Below are 17,668 nucleotides of genomic sequence, written 5' to 3'. Positions count from 1 at the left end.
CTCCGCATTACATTTTTTCAAGGGTTCTTTGAGTACTCTTTTTTTTGCACTTTTTGGAGGTTTTCCCAAAAGTTATCCACAATTTTTATTTTAGCATTTCACAAGCCCCTATTATCTTGTGTAGCATAGGCTACATTTTATAATTAATTATAAGTATAGTTTTATTTTCTAATACCATACCCGCCATATATAGTTTTAGTATCTACCAGCGAAATAACAGCATTTATTCCCGAATTTTGTATCAACTTCAACATTTGAGATTTCCTTTTCCTCTTTACATGTAATATAAGCATTTTTTTCTCTTCTTTTAAACCTTCTGCATCTACAATAGTAACTCCTACATTTTCTGCCCTTATCAGTTCGGCGAGTGTCTTGCCGTCTTTAACAGACACTATTACATTTAGTGTCATGAGCCCAAGTGCTAGTTTCTCTTCTAGAATGCAACCTATGTAATTACCACAAGCAAAGCCTAATGCATAAGTAACCATTTTAAAGGGTGCTTCATTTATTCCATCAAGCATTGTACCAATTACATATAACCATATAATTACTTCGAAAAAACCAATAATAGATCCATATAGTTTTTCACCGCGAGTTATAAGTACTGTTCTAACAGTAGTTAAAGAAACCTCAATAATTTTAGCGAAAAATATAAACATAAAACCGAACATAAGTAGTCCCCTTTATCAAAAAAATATTTGTTGCTTGTACGCTTCCTACTTTATAATACTGCGCCATTTAAGGTAACATTACAATACCTATTATTAAAAGTTTAAATTTATTTAATTAAAATAGTAAATTTTTGAAAAGAATTAATAAACAAAAGGTTGTATTTAGTACAGTTGCGTAAATGTACAATCGTTGACAAGTCAACTAAATTTCGCTATAATAAGGTTGACTTGTCAACTAGATATAAAATATTTAATATAGTCTAATAAGGGAGGTGCTAAAACATGAAGGAAGACATAATGCATTTGTTGAAACTTAACAATAAGATTTTTAGAACAGCACAAGGGTATTTAGATAAGGTACTAAAAGAATATGAGCTAAGTAGTGGTTCTTATCCATACTTATTAATATTAAGAGAAAATGAAGGTATTAGCCAAAATAAAATAAGTAAAGAGTTAGGTTATGATAAGGCAATGTCAGCTAGAACCATAATAAAGCTTATAAAACTTGGATATTTAGATAGAAAAGAGGATGAAAATGATTCTAGGGCTTATAAATTATTTTTAACAGATAAAGCAAAGGATACAATCCCAAAAGTTCTTAATGAAATTCATGGACTTGTTCATTTAATAACAATGGATTTAAGTGAGCAAGAGAAGCATATTACTATAGATTCCTTGAGTAAGGTTCTAAATAATATAAAAAGATTGGAATTATGAAAAGAAAAGGAGAATGAAAATGGATTCAGTAGAAAATAGTAATTTTAAAAATAGATGGGTAATTTTATTTATAGTTGTTATGGTAACTTTTATGTGTACATTAGATAGTAGTATTGTAAATGTAGCTTTACCTGAAATGGCTAAATCTTTAAAAGTAACATCAGCAGGTATCCAATTGGTTGTAGCAAGTTATTTAATTGTTATTTCAGCATTAATATTAGTTTTTGGAAGGCTAGGCGACATGCTTGGCAAAACAAAGGTATTTAAGTTTGGAATAGCAATATTTACGATAGGTTCATTATTTTGTGGAATAACAAGTTCACTATCAATTTTAGTTATAGCTAGGGTAATACAGGCGATAGGTGCTGCAGCTACTATGGCTAACAGTCAGGGAATTATCACTGGAGTGTTTCCAGCAAAGGAAAGAGGTAGGGCTCTTGGAATTACAGGAACCTTTGTTGCACTTGGGGCAATGGTTGGACCGGGACTTGGAGGATTTATAGTAGACGCTACTAGTTGGGAATATATATTCTTAATAAATATTCCAATAGGTTTAATAACTTTATTTTATGGTTTAAAAATTCTACCTAAGGCACACAAGACTGAGAAGGTTAAATTGGATGGGTATGGAGCATTACTATTCTCATTTGCTATAATACCTTTATTTGTGGCTCTAGGTAAAGGACAGGAAATTGGATTTACACAGCCTATAATTTTAATAGGATTTTTAATATCAATTGTTTCATTCATAACATTTATATTAGTGGAGAAGAAACGTAAAAATCCTTTATTAGATCTTAAAATATTTGAGAATAAATTATTTTCACTTTCTATATTTTGTGGATTTATATCTTTTGTAGCACTGTTTTGTTCAGTTATTATACAGCCATTTTTTCTTCAAGATGTACTTCAGTATTCACCTGCATTTACTGGATTAATACTTATGGTATCGCCACTGATTTTATCTGTTGTTGCACCAATAAGTGGACATTTATCTGATAAAATAGGATCTGAGATTCTAACTTTTATAGGGCTTGCAATAAACAGTGTTGGACTACTTTTAATGTCAACTTTAAATGAGCAAACTAGTCTAATGAGTATGGTGTTTTATATAGCAGTTATGACAATTGGAAATGGGTTATTTCAGTCTCCTAATAACTCACTTATAATGTCCACAGTGCCAAGAGATAAACTAGGAATTGCAGGTAGTATTAATGGGCTTGTAAGAAACCTGGGAATGGTATGTGGAATAGCATTATCTACTACTATCTTGTATAACGGTATGAGTCACAAAATTGGTTATCGTGTAACTAATTACGTTGTTGGACGTAATGATGCATTTATATACGGCATGAGAATTGTGTATATAACTGCATCAGTTATTTGTTTAGTCGGTGCAATTTTAACCTTTCTAAGATTATATAGTATTAAATCTAAATCTATAAACATCGTAAAATAGTAAAATATTAACAAAAAACATTAAACCCTATAAAATATTTCTGGGGCTTAATGTTTTTTATAGTTATAGCTACATTTGTAATTAAGTTTATTTTATTAATTCTTGTTTTCCAGTAACTTTACTTGTACCATCCATTTTAAATGTAGATTTCGCTTCATCTGTAGTGAAATATACGTTCCCGTCCACAGTAGCATCTTTTAACTGAAAGTCACTTGCTGAAACATAAAGGTCGCCTTTAAAAGTACCATGTTCTATGCTACCTTTTGGACTGTTAAAAGTTAATTTTGGAGAAGTCAAAGTAAATCTATTGGTTACATTTTTATTTTCATCTTGAGTGTACAAAGCTACTTTGCGTTGAACTACATCTTTACCACTATCGTCTTTTTTGCCGTTTTTATATTCGCCTTCTACTAAAAGGTCTTTATCAATAGCTAAATCTTTAGTGAGTGCAATAATCCACGTTCCTTCGCTACTTATAGCTTTTTCGAAAGCGGCTGAAGTATTTACTATTGAAGCTGTGGTTACAACATTTGGGGTTGTCTCCGGTGGCGTTGTTTGTTTTGGAGTTACAGGTTGCTTAGAGCAGCCTACAAATAATACAGTTAATAAGGCAGATACTAATAATATAATTTTTGATTTCATTGTAAATCCTCCTCGTTAGTAAAATAAATTTTACTTTAAAGGTAGTATAACCAAAATTAATGTTTTTTATATGACTCATTTTTATTCACTTCGTTTTTTAAAAACATTCTATTAATATCTCCATGGAACCTCCACATACCATTCCTTCATCTTCAGCAATAGAACTCGTCATATCAATTATTTCAATTCTATATCCACCAGTTCTAATTACATCATGTGCAATATTTATGGCGGAGCTTTCGCTACAACCTCCACCAATACTTCCTAAAATATTTCCATCACTCCATACAAGCATTTTTGCCCCTTCTTTTCTTGGAACTGAGCCATTAGTTGAAATTATAGTAATGATTGCTTTGGGAATATCATAATTATGGCTTAGTTCAGTCAATACTTTTCTATCAAATTCTGGCCAATTAGATTTAATATTTTTTTTACAATCAGTAATTTCTTTATTTAATCTCTTATAACTAATGACCTCAGAAATAATGGAACATGCTATTTCTTCAGGAGTGATTGCGCCAATTGATAGACCAATTGGGGCATTAACTTTATCAAGATTTTCTTTAAGATACCCCTCATTAAGTAATAAATCAATGACGCCACGAACTCTGCGTTTAGAACCGATCATTCCCACATATGCAGTATTATATGTAAGTACATGCCTAAGACAAGTTATGTCATGTTTGTGACCTCTTGTTACAATTACAACAAAAGAAGAGTCATTTAAATCAATTAAATCAAAACATTTGTCGAAGCTTTCACAGATAACATTATGAGCATTAGGAAATCTCTTATGATTAGCAAAATATGGTCTATCGTCAATAACGGTAGTAGAAAATCCGACTAAATGAGCTAATTGAGATAATGGAACTGCAATATGACCACCACCTAAAACTATTAGATGAGCCTCAGGAAAATAAGGCTCGATTAAATATAAGTAGTATTCAGAAATTTTAACGAATTGGATAGTGCCGGATTGCAGTACATATTGAACTTTTTGATAAAATGATTTGCTGAAATCGTAATCATTATGAGAGTGTAGAGTCTTTTGGGTAAAAATATATTTTTTTATTGAATAAATTTCATTTTTATTAATAATTGATACAAAAGCTACCTTTTCGCCATTTTCCAAATACCTCAGTAGTTGATTATAAATGTTTGAGTTCATTTTGTTTTTCCTCCCAGCTGATTTTTTTTAGATAATAAAAACATTAAATAATATTCTCATAATGTATTATATTGATATATAATAAAAGTTATGGTAAAATTAACATAATAAATTTTTTATATAAGGAGGAAAAACTATGGCTAAGTTCTTTTTAGAGAATACAATTTTAGATAGATTACCAATGTCATTATCTGGAATAAGTTTCGCTGATATCATTTTTATGGGAGAAGTATACCCAAAATTGAATATATCGCTAAAAAGAAGTGAGTTATCCTTACCTTAAATACATTATAATTATGTTATTTGAAACCTAGGTGAGGATTATCTTGCCTAGGTTTTTTGATTCGTATATGCATAGGTTACAGAACTAATCTATAATAAAATCAAACATAAAAACTTCGGCAAGGCTCTCTTGCTGGGGTTTTATTTGTTTTTGAAGTTTATTCTTGAAATTAGAAATAAGTAATGTTATATAAATAAAAAAAATGGAGGAATTAATAATGATAGAACTAGAATTAAAGAGAGTAGAAAAATATTTCGGTGGTAATAGGATATTTAGTAATATTAGTTTTGAAGTTCATAATAATGAAAGAGTTGGACTAATCGGGAAAAATGGCTCGGGTAAAACTACTATTTTTAAAATTATTGCCGGCATGGAGAATAAAGATAATGGTAGCATATCTATAAGAAAAAATTCGACAATAGGATATTTGAAGCAGATACCAGATTATCCAGAATATTTTAAAGTAATAGATGTATTAAAAACTGCTTTTCAAGATCATTATGAAATAAATAAACAAGTAAAATTGATAGAAGTACAAATGGGTAGCTTAAAAGGAAATGAATTAGAACATGTTTTAAGAAAATATAGTGAACTTAATGAACTTTATATGGCAAAGGGTGGGTATGAAATTGAAGAGAAAATGAGCAAGGTTTGTACTGGATTAAAGTTTGAAGAAGAGTCTTTAGACAGGAAATTTATGACTTTAAGTGGTGGTGAGAAAACCATTGTGATGTTAGGCAAAATATTACTTGAGAATCCTGAGATACTTCTACTTGATGAGCCATCAAATCATTTAGATGTAACATCAATAGAATGGCTTGAAAATTATCTTAAAGCATATAAAGGAACAGTAATAGTTATTTCACATGATAGATATTTTTTGGACAGAGTTGTAACAAAAATAGTTGAAATTGAGGAGGGTGAAACTTCTTTGTATAATGGTAATTACTCATATTATGTTATAGAAAAGCAAAGAAGGATATTTGAGGAGTTTGAAGCATATAAAGATCAACAAAAGAAAATAAAAGCAATGGAAAAAGCAATAAAAAAATTAAGAGAATGGGCTACTCAAGGTGATAATGAAAAATTCTTTAAAAGAGCTGAAAGTATGCAAAAGAGACTTAATAAGGTAGAAAGGGTTGATAAACCATTAATAAATCAAGCTAAAATAAAACTTGATTTCGCGAAAACTGATAGGTCTGGAACGGATGTTGTGAGTCTTAAAGGAATAAGTAAAAGATTTGAAGATAAAAAGCTATTAGAAGATTTGTATTTAGATGTCAGAAATAGCGAATCTACGGCTTTAATAGGAGGTAATGGTAGTGGTAAATCAACCATTATTAAAATTATTTTAGGTCAAGTTATACCTGAGAAGGGTGAGGTTAAGCTAGGATCTAATATTAAAATAGGATATCTACCACAGAATATATCATTTGACAATGAGGAGTTAACTGTACTTGACGTTTTTAGAGACGGAATCACTGTTTCAGAGGGGGAAGCTCGAGGAATCCTTGCTAAATTTTTATTTTATGGAGAACGAGTATTTAAAAAAGTTGAAAATCTTTCTGGTGGAGAAAAAAGCAGACTTAAATTATGCATTTTAATTCAAAATGATATAAATTTATTGATACTTGATGAGCCAACAAATCATCTTGACATAGATTCAAGGGAAATGCTAGAAGAAGCGTTAATAATATTTGAAGGAACTATATTATTTATATCTCATGATAGATTTTTTATAAATAAGCTAGCAAAAAGAATATTAGAAATAGAAGACAAAAAAATTATTATCTATAATGGTGATTATGAGTATTATAAAGAAAAGAAAAATCAGTTTAAACAAGATAAAACAGAAGTACCTAAGGGGTTTAAAATAAATAAGCATCGCAGTGAAACAACTAATAAAACTATAAGTAATAACAAGCTAACTAGAATTTTGAAAATAGAAAATACGGTACAAGAGCTTGAAGATAAAATAACAAGTATAGATATTGAAATGAATATAAAGGGTAGTGAGTATGAAAAATTGTTGGAGCTTGGAGTTAGTAAGGAAAAAATTCAAGAGGAGTTAGATGTAGTTATTCAAGAATGGATGGAAATTGAAAACTCTTGATACTGTTTAAAAGGAGGAGGAAATATAGTTTATTATGGCTATTATAAATTTTATTGTTAGTGGAGGAAAAAAAGTGAAGCATAAATAGTGTATCAAACATTTTCATTGGTGGATTTTATGGTATAATTTTCTTAAACCTAAGAGATAATAAAGTATATAGAAAAAATTAAACTAATTGTATAAAAAATCAAAATTGATCAGTTTAGCGTATGCTAGACTAGATACAGAAGGGAAGTGACTATTTGGTGAATATGTGATTATTGTACACTTGTTCACTGAAGATAAATTATGAATAATGAATTATTAGAAAAATATGCTCTTTTACTTATAAAGACAGGTATTAATATTCAAAAGGATCAAATATTAGTAATAAATTCTCCTATAGAATGCGCTCCTTTTACTAGAATAGTTTCTAAAATTGCGTATATACAAGGTGCTAGGGATGTAGTTATAAATTGGAGAGATGAATTATCCTCTAAAATTAAATTCATGAATGCTCCGGAAGAGATATTTTTAGAATATCCAGATTGGCAAAAGGATTTTTATGTGTCAAATGCGCGTAAGGGTGCAGCTTTCTTAAGTATTTCAGCATCAGACCCTGAACTTATGAAGGAAGTTAATCCAGAAAGAATGTCAAATTCTCATAAAGCAGCGAGTACTGCAATAAAGGAATATAGAGATAGACTCATGAGCAACAAAAATGTTTGGTGTGTTGCATCAATTCCAACTGTCTCTTGGGCAAAAAAAGTGTTTCCAGATTTAGCTGAAGATGAAGCGACTGAAAAGCTTTGGAACTCTATATTTAAAACAGTAAGAGTTGATACTCCTGATCCAGTTGCTTCATGGGAAACACATAAAGGCAATTTAAAGAAAAGTATGGATTTTTTAAATTCAAATAACTTTAAATATTTGGTATATAAAAATTTATTGGGTACTGATCTTAAAATTGAACTTCCAGAAAATCATTTATGGCTTGGAGGATCGGATTATACACCTGATGGAGTAGAATTTATAGCTAATATGCCTACGGAAGAGGTGTTCACGCTTCCTAAAAAAGATGGAGTTAATGGTACTGTAGTAAGCTCAAAACCTTTGAATTATAATGGAAATTTAATTGAAAACTTCTCAATTACTTTTAAGCAAGGAAAAATCGTCGATTTTAGTGCAGAATCGGGTTATGATATATTAAAGAGCATAATTGATACTGATGAAGGATCACATTATCTTGGTGAGGTAGCATTAGTCCCTTATGATTCTCCAATTTCAAATTCTAATATATTGTTTTACAATACACTTTTTGATGAAAATGCATCCTGTCATTTGGCTATTGGAAAAGCATATCCAGTATGCGTAAAAAATGGAGAAAATTTAAAAGATGAAGAATTAGCAGCTCAAGGAGTTAATGATTCTTTTGTGCATGAAGATTTTATGGTTGGGACAAAAGACTTGCAAATAATAGGGATTACCATAGAAGGTAAAGAAATTCCTATAATAGAAAACGGAAATTTTGCATTTTAAAGTTTCAAAAAAATAATATATTAATAAAAATTAAGTGAGTAATATGTAGAAATATGATGACATTAAAAGATTAAAAAATATTGTACAAGTATAGGAAATATGTTAATATAAGTATATAGTGGTAATTAATAATTACTACGTGCAAGAATCTAATCTGATAAACAACATATCCTCTTTTATTTAGGAAATTATTGTTAATCAATTTTAGATCTTAATTTCCCAATAAAGGAGGAATATTTATCATGGAAGACAAAAATTTAGTATGTAAAGACTGTGGAAAAGAATTCGTATTTACTGAAGGTGAACAAGCTTTCTATAAAGAAAAAGGATTTGAAAATGAACCACAAAGATGTGTAGATTGCAGAAGAGCAAGAAAACAACAAAACAATAACTCATCTTTTTCAAGATAGTTAAATAAGTAATGTAAAACCTACGAAACTTTGCTTTCGTAGGTTTTTATTAATTATTTTAATAAATAAGTGGGAAGTCGCACTAAATAAAAGAAAAGAAAAGTAGAAGCTCATAGGTGTAAAATCTATGCTATAAATGAAAATTGTGGTGTTTGTTTTTATATAAAAATTCCTGTTTAATATAATGTTAATTCTAGATAAGAGCACTATCCCCTTACTGTGTAACAGTAATGGGATAGTGCTCTTATCTTTTAAGTTGTAAAACCTATTATTGGAGTATGAATATAGTTAAATTAAAATAGCAGAAATAAAATAAAGAGGATATTTTAATTTAAATAAGAGAAACTATCTAATATATAAATTAAAGCTCAGAATCAATTTATAATTTTGAAGGTGATTATCTATGGGATAAGGAGAGAGGAGTTCAATGGAAAACGGTGATCTAAGTAGAAATATAGAATTAGTTAGAAATGGTCTCGGCAAACAAAGTCCTATGGTGGTAAAGCATTTTTATATTGGAATTGATCAGCCTTTAGAAGCTGCTATTATCTATGTTAATGGAATTACAAACAAGGATGTTATTGATAGAGATATACTAAATCCTCTGATGATTCATATAGGAGAAAATTTAAATGAAAAGGAAAATATAGGAGATTATCTTTGCAAAAGATATATTTCAATGAGCAATACATCGGTGGAATTAGATTTGAATGTAGTAATTGATTTTCTTAAAAGAGGGAAAACGGCAGTGTTCATAAATGGCGCTTTAGAAGTAATAATAGCTGACACTACAGGGGGATCACAACGGGCTATTATGGAACCTATGAATGAAACTGCATCAAAAGGTCCAAGAGATGGTTTCATAGAAAATTTAGAAACAAATATTAGCCTTATTCGAAGAAAAGTCAAGGATAAGAATCTAAGCATTGAGTTATTCAATTTAGGAAAGCGATTGCAGAGTGACATTGCCATGGTTTATATAGACGATATAGTAGATAAGCAGGTCTTGGAGAAATTAAGAAAAAAAATAGAATCCGTTGATGTAGATGCTGTACTTTCAGCGGGAAAGCTTGAGCAATATATTGAAGACTATACTTATACGGTTTTTCCACAGTCCCTGAGCACAGAGAGACCGGATAGAGCTATTGCAAATATGTTAGAAGGAAGAATAATTCTTTTATTAGAAGGAACGCCAATGGTTCTTATTTATCCAGCATTATTTATGCAGTTTTTTCAGGCTGTGGAGGATTATACTCAGAGAACTTTGATAGCTTCTTTTGTAAGGCTTCTAAGGATTTTGGCAGCAATTATTGTTATCACCTTACCCTCTATCTATTTAACACTAATAAAATTTAATGTAGAACTTATACCCATTAAATTTGTCGCCCCAATTGTTCAGTCCAGGGTAGGAATTGCTCTAACTCCATTTTTAGAGATTATAGCTATGGAAATGGTTGTGGAGTTTTTAAGAGAGGGTGGATTGAGGTTACCTACTAAAATAGCGCAAACATTAAGTTTAGTTGGAGGTATTATTATAGGGGACACTGCTATTCAATCTAAGATGGTTAGTCCTACTACATTACTTATAGTGGGAATTACAGTAATAACTACATTCTTAATACCCAACTATGATATGTCTCTTTCTATTAGATTGTTACGTTTTCCGATGCTTATACTAGCAAATATTATGGGTATTTTTGGAATAGCTGTAGGGTGGTTTTTAATTTTAGTACATCTTTCGTCTTTAGATAGTTTAGGAGTACCATATTTTGAGTTTCATAAAAGTGATATGAAGGATACATTTATCAGAGCGCCTTTATGGAAGATGAACAAGCGGCCAGAGGGGATTCCAAATCAAGACCCAATAAGGCAGACAGATTTTAGAAACAAGTTTAAGAAAAAAAGGTAGTGATTAAATGGAAGGAAACTCTAATATAAAACAAAGTTACATAACGGTAAGTCAGTTTGCACTAATTATATTTGGTAGTATTGTTGGAGTTGGTATATTATCTCTTCCAAATAGTGTAGTAAAAGTCGCACATCAGGATGGGTGGATCTCCACTTTAATTGGAGGGGTATACCCACTGTATGTAGTAATGATAGCTAGCTATATAGGCAAAAAAAATCCTAATGATAGCATACTAATTCTTAGTAAAAAGTATTTTAGTAGATTTATAGGAAGTATCTTAAATTTGATTTTTGCAACTTACTTTATTTTTGTTGCATCAATGATAGCTAGCTATTATACCAATTTAATGCGAACTTATATAGTGGGATTTTTAACTCCAATTAAAGTCATAGCTATCCTATTTATCTCTATTATTTATGCAGCATCTAGAAATTTGAAGGTAGTAGGAAGAATTAGTGAAATTTCTTTTTATCTTACAATCTTTCTTCTTTTGTCACCTATAGTAGCGCTAAAAGATGCAAATATGATAAATATTTCTCCTATATTTGGTTCTGGATTTAGGTCAATAGTAAAAGGGACTTTGAAATCGGTTTTTGCATATTCAGGAGCCGAAATAATTTTACTTATTTATCCTTTTATAAAAGAAAAAAAGAAAATGCTGGTATCATCACTTATAAGTGTAATCCTGGTTATTGTAATGTATGTATGGTGTGTTTTTATAACTACATATTATTTAGGACCTGATATTGTTGACAAAAACTATTGGTCATTTTTATTGGTGACGGGAAGTTTAACTTTATCAGTAGTCAATAGTTATAAATATATTTTCATACTTTTGTGGAGTTTAATTGCATTTAAAAGTATGAGTATTAACGGTTATGCAAGTATACATATTTTAAAAGATTTCTCACATAAAATAGGGGGAAAAAAGATTTATTTTTTGATTTACCCAGTATTTGTATACTTAGCCTTGAAGTATGGAAATGAAATAAGTAGGCAAAAGATTAGTGATATTGTTTTTCCATGGTATATCATATTCAATTTATTATATATGACAAGTATAGCTGTATTTGTATTTTTTAAAGGAGGACGTAACGCTTGAACAAGAAAAAATACTTTATAATAATTATTAGTGTACTTATTTATGTATTTATTGTGCTTGGGCAAGACCGGGTTCCTATTGAGGATGTAGCGGTTATTAGTGGAATTGGTTATGATATAGAGCTGAAAGGTGAAGATAATATTGAATATAGTATACCAATTAGTACAAATGTCTACAAACACAGTGGTATGCGAGTTAACTTACTGTTTAAAGAACAAGGTCAAAATTTAGGAGAAGTGCTTCAGAAAAGGCAAGAAAAGATGGATAAAAAGTTTGTTCAAGGGAATGAGAGGGTAGTTCTGGTTAGTGAAGATTATGCCAGGTATGGTCTAAAAACTTTGATAGATGATAGATTTAGAAATGCAGAAACAAATGATATGGCTTATATGGCAGTGTGTAAAGGGAAATCAGAGGATTTCCTAAAATACAAGGTAAAGGGATATGGTAACTCTTCAGAGTTTTTAGGCGGTCTTATAGAGGCTTCTGTTAATTACAACTTTTTTTCTGATGATCACAAATTAATAGATACATATGTGAGGATTGGAGCAGAAGGTAGGTGCCTGACGCTTCCATATTTAGAAATTACAAAAGACGGAATAGAAATAATTGGTATGGCTATTTTTAATGAGGATAAAATGATTGAAGTAGCAGACATAAAAGACAGTAAATTTCTTAATTTGTTAAAGAACAATAATGTAAAGGGGATATTATCTTTACAAAAAAGTCCTAAAGAATATATTGATTTTGATGCAAAATCTAGAAAAAGAAAAGTTAAATGCTATAAGAAAGGGGATAAATACAGTTTTAGTATTGATTTAACATTAACAGGTACTATTATAAATAATGAAATGTACACTGATATGTTAGCGGATTTAGATGAAAAAAAAGAATTTGAAAAAAATATGGCAAAAAGTATAGAAAAGCAATGCTATGATTTTCTCAGAACAATGAAAAGTGATTATAAAGTAGATTGTATTTCACTGGGAAGAGAGGCTGCGGCTAAGTATGGGAGACAGAAAGGAATTGATTGGAATGAAGTGATTTTAGGATCTGACATTAAAGTAAACGTGAAGGTTAAGGTGGATTTACAGGGTAGAGGAGATTATTAAGGATGCAAAAAGAAAAGAAAAATCTACTAACTCCAAATGAAGTTACATTTATATTAATAGGAATTATGCTGGATGTAACAGCAACAAGTTTACCTAATGATGTTGTGGTTGTTGCAAAACAAGATGGGTGGATTTCTGTATTAATAGGGGCAATATATCCACTATATGTAGCTCTGCTTGCGATATATGTAAGTGGTAAATTTCCTAAGGAAAATATTTTAGTGCTGAGTAAAAGATATTTGGGCAAGGCTTTTGGAACTATATTAAATTTTCTTTTTTTAATGAGCTTTTTTAGCTTTTTTCCACCCTTGATTTCCACACTTGGAATAATTGTAAGAACTGAGGCATTACCTATTTTAACTCCATTAAAAATTTATGTGGCTGTATTTTTTGTAGGAATATACGCTGCAAGTCGCGGAATTAAAGTGATAGGAAGGATATGTTCTATAACATTTTGGATGGTAATTGTAATCATTGTACCTACCATTTCTGTTTTGGAACAAGGAAGTCATTTAAATGTAAGTCCCGTTTTTGGAACGGGCATTGTAAATATTTTAAAAGGAAGTCTGAATTCTGTTTATGATTATTCATTATTAGAGCTTATATTTTTAATTTACCCATTTATAAACGATAGTAGAAAAATAAGGAGTGCAACTTTAAAGGCAGTAGGATTTACTGCCATTATATATACTTGGATTACTTTTATAACCATATATTATATGGGAAAAGATATCATTCCTAAAACGATATGGGGTTTTTTTACAGTTATAGAAGCAGTGCATATTGAAGTAGTAAATAATTTCAGATATATTTTCGTGTTTTTTTGGATAATAATAGCTGTTAAGTCTGTGACCATTTTTAATTATATATGTATGTATATTTTGCAGGATCTTAAAAAAATAAATGGCAAAAAAATAATATATGTAGTTATGGCCAGTGTGGTTATTCTTATTGCAAAGAACTATTATGGAGATGTGGTTGTAATGGATGAAATTACAAAGTATACCGCTCCAATTAGTGTTATATACAATTTATTATATATAACCCTTGTGTCCACTTTAATATGGATAAAAAAGGAGGGGTGAAATGAAAAAAAATATGAATATGTTATTTAATATTTTCTTATGTTGTACATTAGTTATAGTTTTCTTTGGTGGTGAAAAAATGAAATTAATCAGTGTGGAGGATTTGGACATCTATATAGGAGCAGGAGTGGGGATAAATAAAAATGGAAAAAGTGATATGGAGTTTAGAATTCCGGCCACTTTGAACAAATATACGGAAGGCGAAGGTGCCGAACGTGTAATAAATACTGGAGTTGGAAGTACCATTGGTAAAACCAGAGAAAATAGGCAAAACAAAATAGGAAAACAACTTTTTTTTGGTCTTGCAAAAATTTATTTGATAGAGGAAGAATATGCGAGGTATGGAATAAGGTCTCTTGTAGATGTTAATTTTAAGAACCCGGGGGTTAATAATAGGCTGTATTTAGTAGTATGTAAAGGTAAGAGTGAAGACTATTTTAATCTTGATATTCCTGGATATGATAATTCAGCAGAGTTTATTAGCGATATGATTAAAAATTCAGTGCAATATAATTTTTTCAAGGAGGGATATATGCTCCAAGATGCAGTATTATCAATGGATGCAGAGGGTAAAAATATAGTTTCTCCTTATATTGAAATAACGGAAGATGGAATTGCAGTAACAGGAATAGCTGTGTTTAAAAAGGATAAGGTAGCCTCTATTTTAGATATGAAGGATACAAAAACAATGAATATGCTTAGGGAAAACAAGGTAAAAGGAATATTAACCTTGCAAAAGAATTCAAAAGAATATTTAAATTATGTAGCGGAATCCAAAAGAAAAATTAAATGTACAAAAACTGGAGATAAATATACTTTTATTATTGACTTGGATTTGAAAGGGGAAATTGTAAACGATGAGTTATATCAAGGTATGACAGTGAAGACAGAGACTATTAAAAAATTTGAGGATGACATGTCAAAACAAGTAGAAAATATGTGTATTGGATTTTTGGATAAGATGAAGAAACAATATAAAGTAGACTTACTGCAGCTAGGATGGGTGGCTACTGCGAAATATGGACGGGACACAGGAGTAGATTGGGATGAGGTTGTTTCTAACTCTGACATTAAGATAAATGTAAAGGTACACGTTGATAAAGTAGGAAGAGGACAATATTAGATGTAGGATAAGCAAAAAAAATAGAAGGTGATTCATATTGAAAAAGAAAAAAGTAATAATTGTGTTGTTAATGGTAATTATAGCTTCTATTTATGCAGGAAAATTGAAAGTAAGTCCTATGGAGGATTTAAATATAACAGCAGGTGTTGGGTATGATATTAACAAAGATCTAAATGGTGATGTGGAATATAGAGTTCCTATTACTATTTACGATTTTAAAACAAAGGGAAAAGGGGGTGAAGGCAGTTCTATTCAAAATTCAACTAAAACTAGAAAAGTTAATGATATAAGTAGTACTACTATAAAAACAGAGGCAAATACCATTGCAGAAATAAGGCAACAAAGACAATTAAATACAAGTAAACCCTTTACGATTGGAACTCCAAAAATAACTATAATAGGTGAAGAACAGGCATTTTATGGTATAAAAAACATTGTAAATATACTCTTTTTCAACGCAAATATTAATGATAAAGTTATATTTACAGTAGGTAAAGGGAAGGCAGAAGATATATTAAGGGTTAAGGTAGATGGGTATCCTAGTTCCGCAGATTATATGGAAGGTATGGTTAAATATGCCACAAACTATAACTTTTTAAACTCTGATTATAATTTATTGAATATATATGTAACGTTGGATTCAGAAGGGAAAAACTTAGTACTGCCATATCTAGAAATAAAGGATGAAAATATTGCGATTAAAGGTATGGCATTATTTAAAGGAGATAAATTGGCTTATGTACTACCTATGGAGGAAGGCAAAATTATGAATATGCTTAGGGAGAAAAAAGGGAAGGGAATATTAAGTTTGCAGGAAGGTCCAGATAAGTATATAAATTATGATGTTACGGTTAAAAAAAAGGTAAAATGCAATAAAACAGGAGGTAAATATGAATTCATCATTGACTTAGATTTTAAGGGTGACATCATAGAGAATACATTATATAAGACTATAAAAAAAGAAAATGAAAAAGAGTTTGAAAGACTAATGTCAAAAAAAATAGAGATAATGTGTTATGATTTTTTGGGGAAAATGAAAAATGATTATAAAATAGATTGCTTAAATTTAGGAATGTATGCTGCGGCCAAATATGGCAGAGAATCTGGCGTGGATTGGAATAAAGAGGTAAGTAATTCAGATATTAAAGTGAATATAGTGGTGAATATTGATAGGATTGGAATAGGGCAGTATTAAAGTACATGGGGAGCAAAAAGATGGATAAAGCAAAAAAAAACTTCTTAGAAGAGAGCGAAGCTACAGCAATAGTAGTAGGATTTATAATAGGAGTAAATATTTTAGCATTACCCAATAGGGTAGTACAGTTCTCAAAGCAGGATGGCTGGATAGCGGTTGTAGTTGGTGGTCTGTATCCCCTATATATGGCCTTATTATCAACCTATTATGCAAAAAAACATCCAAATCAGAATATATTGACCTTAAGTAATATATATTTAGGAAGGATACTCGGAACTATTTGCAATATTTTATTTATGGTTGAATTTGGTGTATTTACAATAGTTGCGATTGTTGGTGTAAGTAATATTTTTAGAGTTCATGCAACAGCATTTTTAACACCGATAAAAATTTTTATTCCTACCTTACTACTAGCTATTTATTTAAGTAGTAAAGGGGTAAAAGTATTAGTAAGAATCAATAAAATTTCGCTATATATTATAGTGACATTAACAATGCTATTAGTAATATCACTGAAAAGTGGAGATTACTTAAATCTGTTTCCTTTATTCGGATCTGGAATTAAAAATATTTTTAGTGGTAGCATTGAATCAGTTTTCGCCTATAGCGGAATGGAAGCCATATTTTTATTCTATCCAGTTTTGAAAGAAAAAAGTAAATTAAATAAAATAACTTTGAAAGCTTTATTTATCACTATGTCAATTTATGTTTGGATTACATTTGTATGTATATATTCTTTAGGATATAAGGTTACTTCTAGAGCTTTATGGCCAGTTTTACTAGTAGCAGGAGGAATAGATATACCAATACTAATTAACTTTAGATTTTTGTTTTTATTTTTATGGAGTATAGTGATGTTTATGATTATAGCAAATGAGAACTATGCGTTTACTTACATTCTAAGTGATATATGTAAAATAAAAGATAAAAAGAAAATATATTGGGTTGCATTTCCAATTGCCCTTTATTTATGCTCCATTATTAAAAATGAAGTGCAAAGAAGAGTTTTCATTGGATATATTGTTCCTAAAATTGTTTTATTTAATATTGTTTACATCTCTATTATTGCTGTCTTAATATTTATAAAAGAAAATTGGAAAAAGTAAATTATGCTTTGCTAATATTTATTTTTTATGAATTTATTTTAATTGAAAAATCTCCAGA

The 17,668-nt window shown here is 29.9% G+C and carries 16 protein-coding genes; 13 read left to right on the top strand and 3 right to left on the bottom strand.

Annotated features, from left to right (window positions below):
* Positions 1–161 precede the first annotated feature (161 nt).
* Positions 162–671: a DUF2179 domain-containing protein gene (locus tag KPL55_RS21765; protein ID WP_216308862.1), complete on the bottom strand. Its 510-nt coding sequence runs from the start codon at positions 669–671 to the stop codon at positions 162–164.
* Positions 672–953: 282 nt separating this feature from the next.
* Between KPL55_RS21765 and KPL55_RS21760 the strand changes: the two genes are divergently transcribed.
* On the top strand, positions 954–1,388 hold the full coding sequence (locus tag KPL55_RS21760) for a MarR family winged helix-turn-helix transcriptional regulator (protein WP_216308861.1): 435 nt from the start codon (positions 954–956) through the stop codon (positions 1,386–1,388).
* A 19-nt stretch (positions 1,389–1,407) separates the two neighbouring features.
* The gene (locus tag KPL55_RS21755) at positions 1,408–2,847 is read left to right on the top strand and encodes an MFS transporter (RefSeq protein WP_216308860.1); all 1,440 of its coding nucleotides are present in this window, start codon (positions 1,408–1,410) and stop codon (positions 2,845–2,847) included.
* An 87-nt stretch (positions 2,848–2,934) separates the two neighbouring features.
* Here KPL55_RS21755 and KPL55_RS21750 read toward each other — a convergent pair whose 3' ends face one another.
* Together KPL55_RS21750 and KPL55_RS21745 are read right to left on the bottom strand one after the other, a co-directional pair.
* The gene (locus KPL55_RS21750; RefSeq protein WP_216308859.1) at positions 2,935–3,489 is read right to left on the bottom strand and encodes a hypothetical protein; all 555 of its coding nucleotides are present in this window, start codon (positions 3,487–3,489) and stop codon (positions 2,935–2,937) included.
* Positions 3,490–3,586: 97 nt separating this feature from the next.
* Positions 3,587–4,657, bottom strand: coding sequence for an XdhC family protein (locus KPL55_RS21745; protein ID WP_216308858.1), 1,071 nt, complete (start codon positions 4,655–4,657; stop codon positions 3,587–3,589).
* A 136-nt stretch (positions 4,658–4,793) separates the two neighbouring features.
* Here KPL55_RS21745 and KPL55_RS21740 point away from each other — a divergent pair, with 136 nt between their 5' ends.
* The 11 genes from KPL55_RS21740 to KPL55_RS21690 all read left to right on the top strand — a co-directional run bounded on the left by KPL55_RS21740 (position 4,794) and on the right by KPL55_RS21690 (position 17,610).
* Positions 4,794–4,940 (top strand): hypothetical protein, encoded by a 147-nt coding sequence (locus tag KPL55_RS21740; protein ID WP_216308857.1) that lies wholly within the window; start codon positions 4,794–4,796, stop codon positions 4,938–4,940.
* Positions 4,941–5,157: 217 nt separating this feature from the next.
* Positions 5,158–7,053, top strand: a complete 1,896-nt coding sequence (abc-f, locus tag KPL55_RS21735) for a ribosomal protection-like ABC-F family protein (RefSeq protein ID WP_216308856.1) — start codon at positions 5,158–5,160, stop codon at positions 7,051–7,053.
* Positions 7,054–7,341: 288 nt separating this feature from the next.
* Positions 7,342–8,571, top strand: a complete 1,230-nt coding sequence (locus KPL55_RS21730; protein WP_216308855.1) for an aminopeptidase — start codon at positions 7,342–7,344, stop codon at positions 8,569–8,571.
* Positions 8,572–8,813: 242 nt separating this feature from the next.
* The gene (locus KPL55_RS21725) at positions 8,814–8,981 is read left to right on the top strand and encodes a zinc-ribbon domain-containing protein (protein WP_216308854.1); all 168 of its coding nucleotides are present in this window, start codon (positions 8,814–8,816) and stop codon (positions 8,979–8,981) included.
* 427 nt (positions 8,982–9,408) lie between these two features.
* A complete protein-coding gene (locus KPL55_RS21720) occupies positions 9,409–10,890 on the top strand; it encodes a spore germination protein (RefSeq protein ID WP_216308853.1) in 1,482 nt (493 codons plus the stop codon).
* A gap of 7 nt (positions 10,891–10,897) precedes the next feature.
* Complete coding sequence (locus KPL55_RS21715) at positions 10,898–11,992, top strand: GerAB/ArcD/ProY family transporter (RefSeq protein WP_216308852.1); 1,095 nt, start codon at positions 10,898–10,900, stop codon at positions 11,990–11,992.
* The gene (locus tag KPL55_RS21710) at positions 11,989–13,101 is read left to right on the top strand and encodes a Ger(x)C family spore germination protein (protein WP_216308851.1); all 1,113 of its coding nucleotides are present in this window, start codon (positions 11,989–11,991) and stop codon (positions 13,099–13,101) included. The genes KPL55_RS21715 and KPL55_RS21710 overlap by 4 nt, the downstream gene beginning before the upstream one ends.
* 2 nt (positions 13,102–13,103) lie before the next feature.
* Entirely contained in the window at positions 13,104–14,186 is a 1,083-nt protein-coding gene (locus tag KPL55_RS21705) for a GerAB/ArcD/ProY family transporter (protein WP_216308850.1), read from the top strand.
* Between the two features lies 1 nt (position 14,187).
* Positions 14,188–15,309, top strand: a complete 1,122-nt coding sequence (locus KPL55_RS21700) for a Ger(x)C family spore germination protein (protein ID WP_216308849.1) — start codon at positions 14,188–14,190, stop codon at positions 15,307–15,309.
* A 37-nt stretch (positions 15,310–15,346) separates the two neighbouring features.
* Entirely contained in the window at positions 15,347–16,504 is a 1,158-nt protein-coding gene (locus tag KPL55_RS21695; RefSeq protein ID WP_216308848.1) for a Ger(x)C family spore germination protein, read from the top strand.
* 20 nt (positions 16,505–16,524) lie between these two features.
* Entirely contained in the window at positions 16,525–17,610 is a 1,086-nt protein-coding gene (locus tag KPL55_RS21690) for a GerAB/ArcD/ProY family transporter (RefSeq protein ID WP_216308847.1), read from the top strand.
* Positions 17,611–17,668 lie beyond the last annotated feature (58 nt).

The organism is Clostridium lacusfryxellense, from assembly GCF_018861735.1.
Classification (GTDB): domain Bacteria; phylum Bacillota; class Clostridia; order Clostridiales; family Clostridiaceae; genus Clostridium_AD; species Clostridium_AD lacusfryxellense.
Note: the sequence above shows the minus strand (reverse complement) of the source record. Positions and strands in the feature narration are given on the sequence as shown.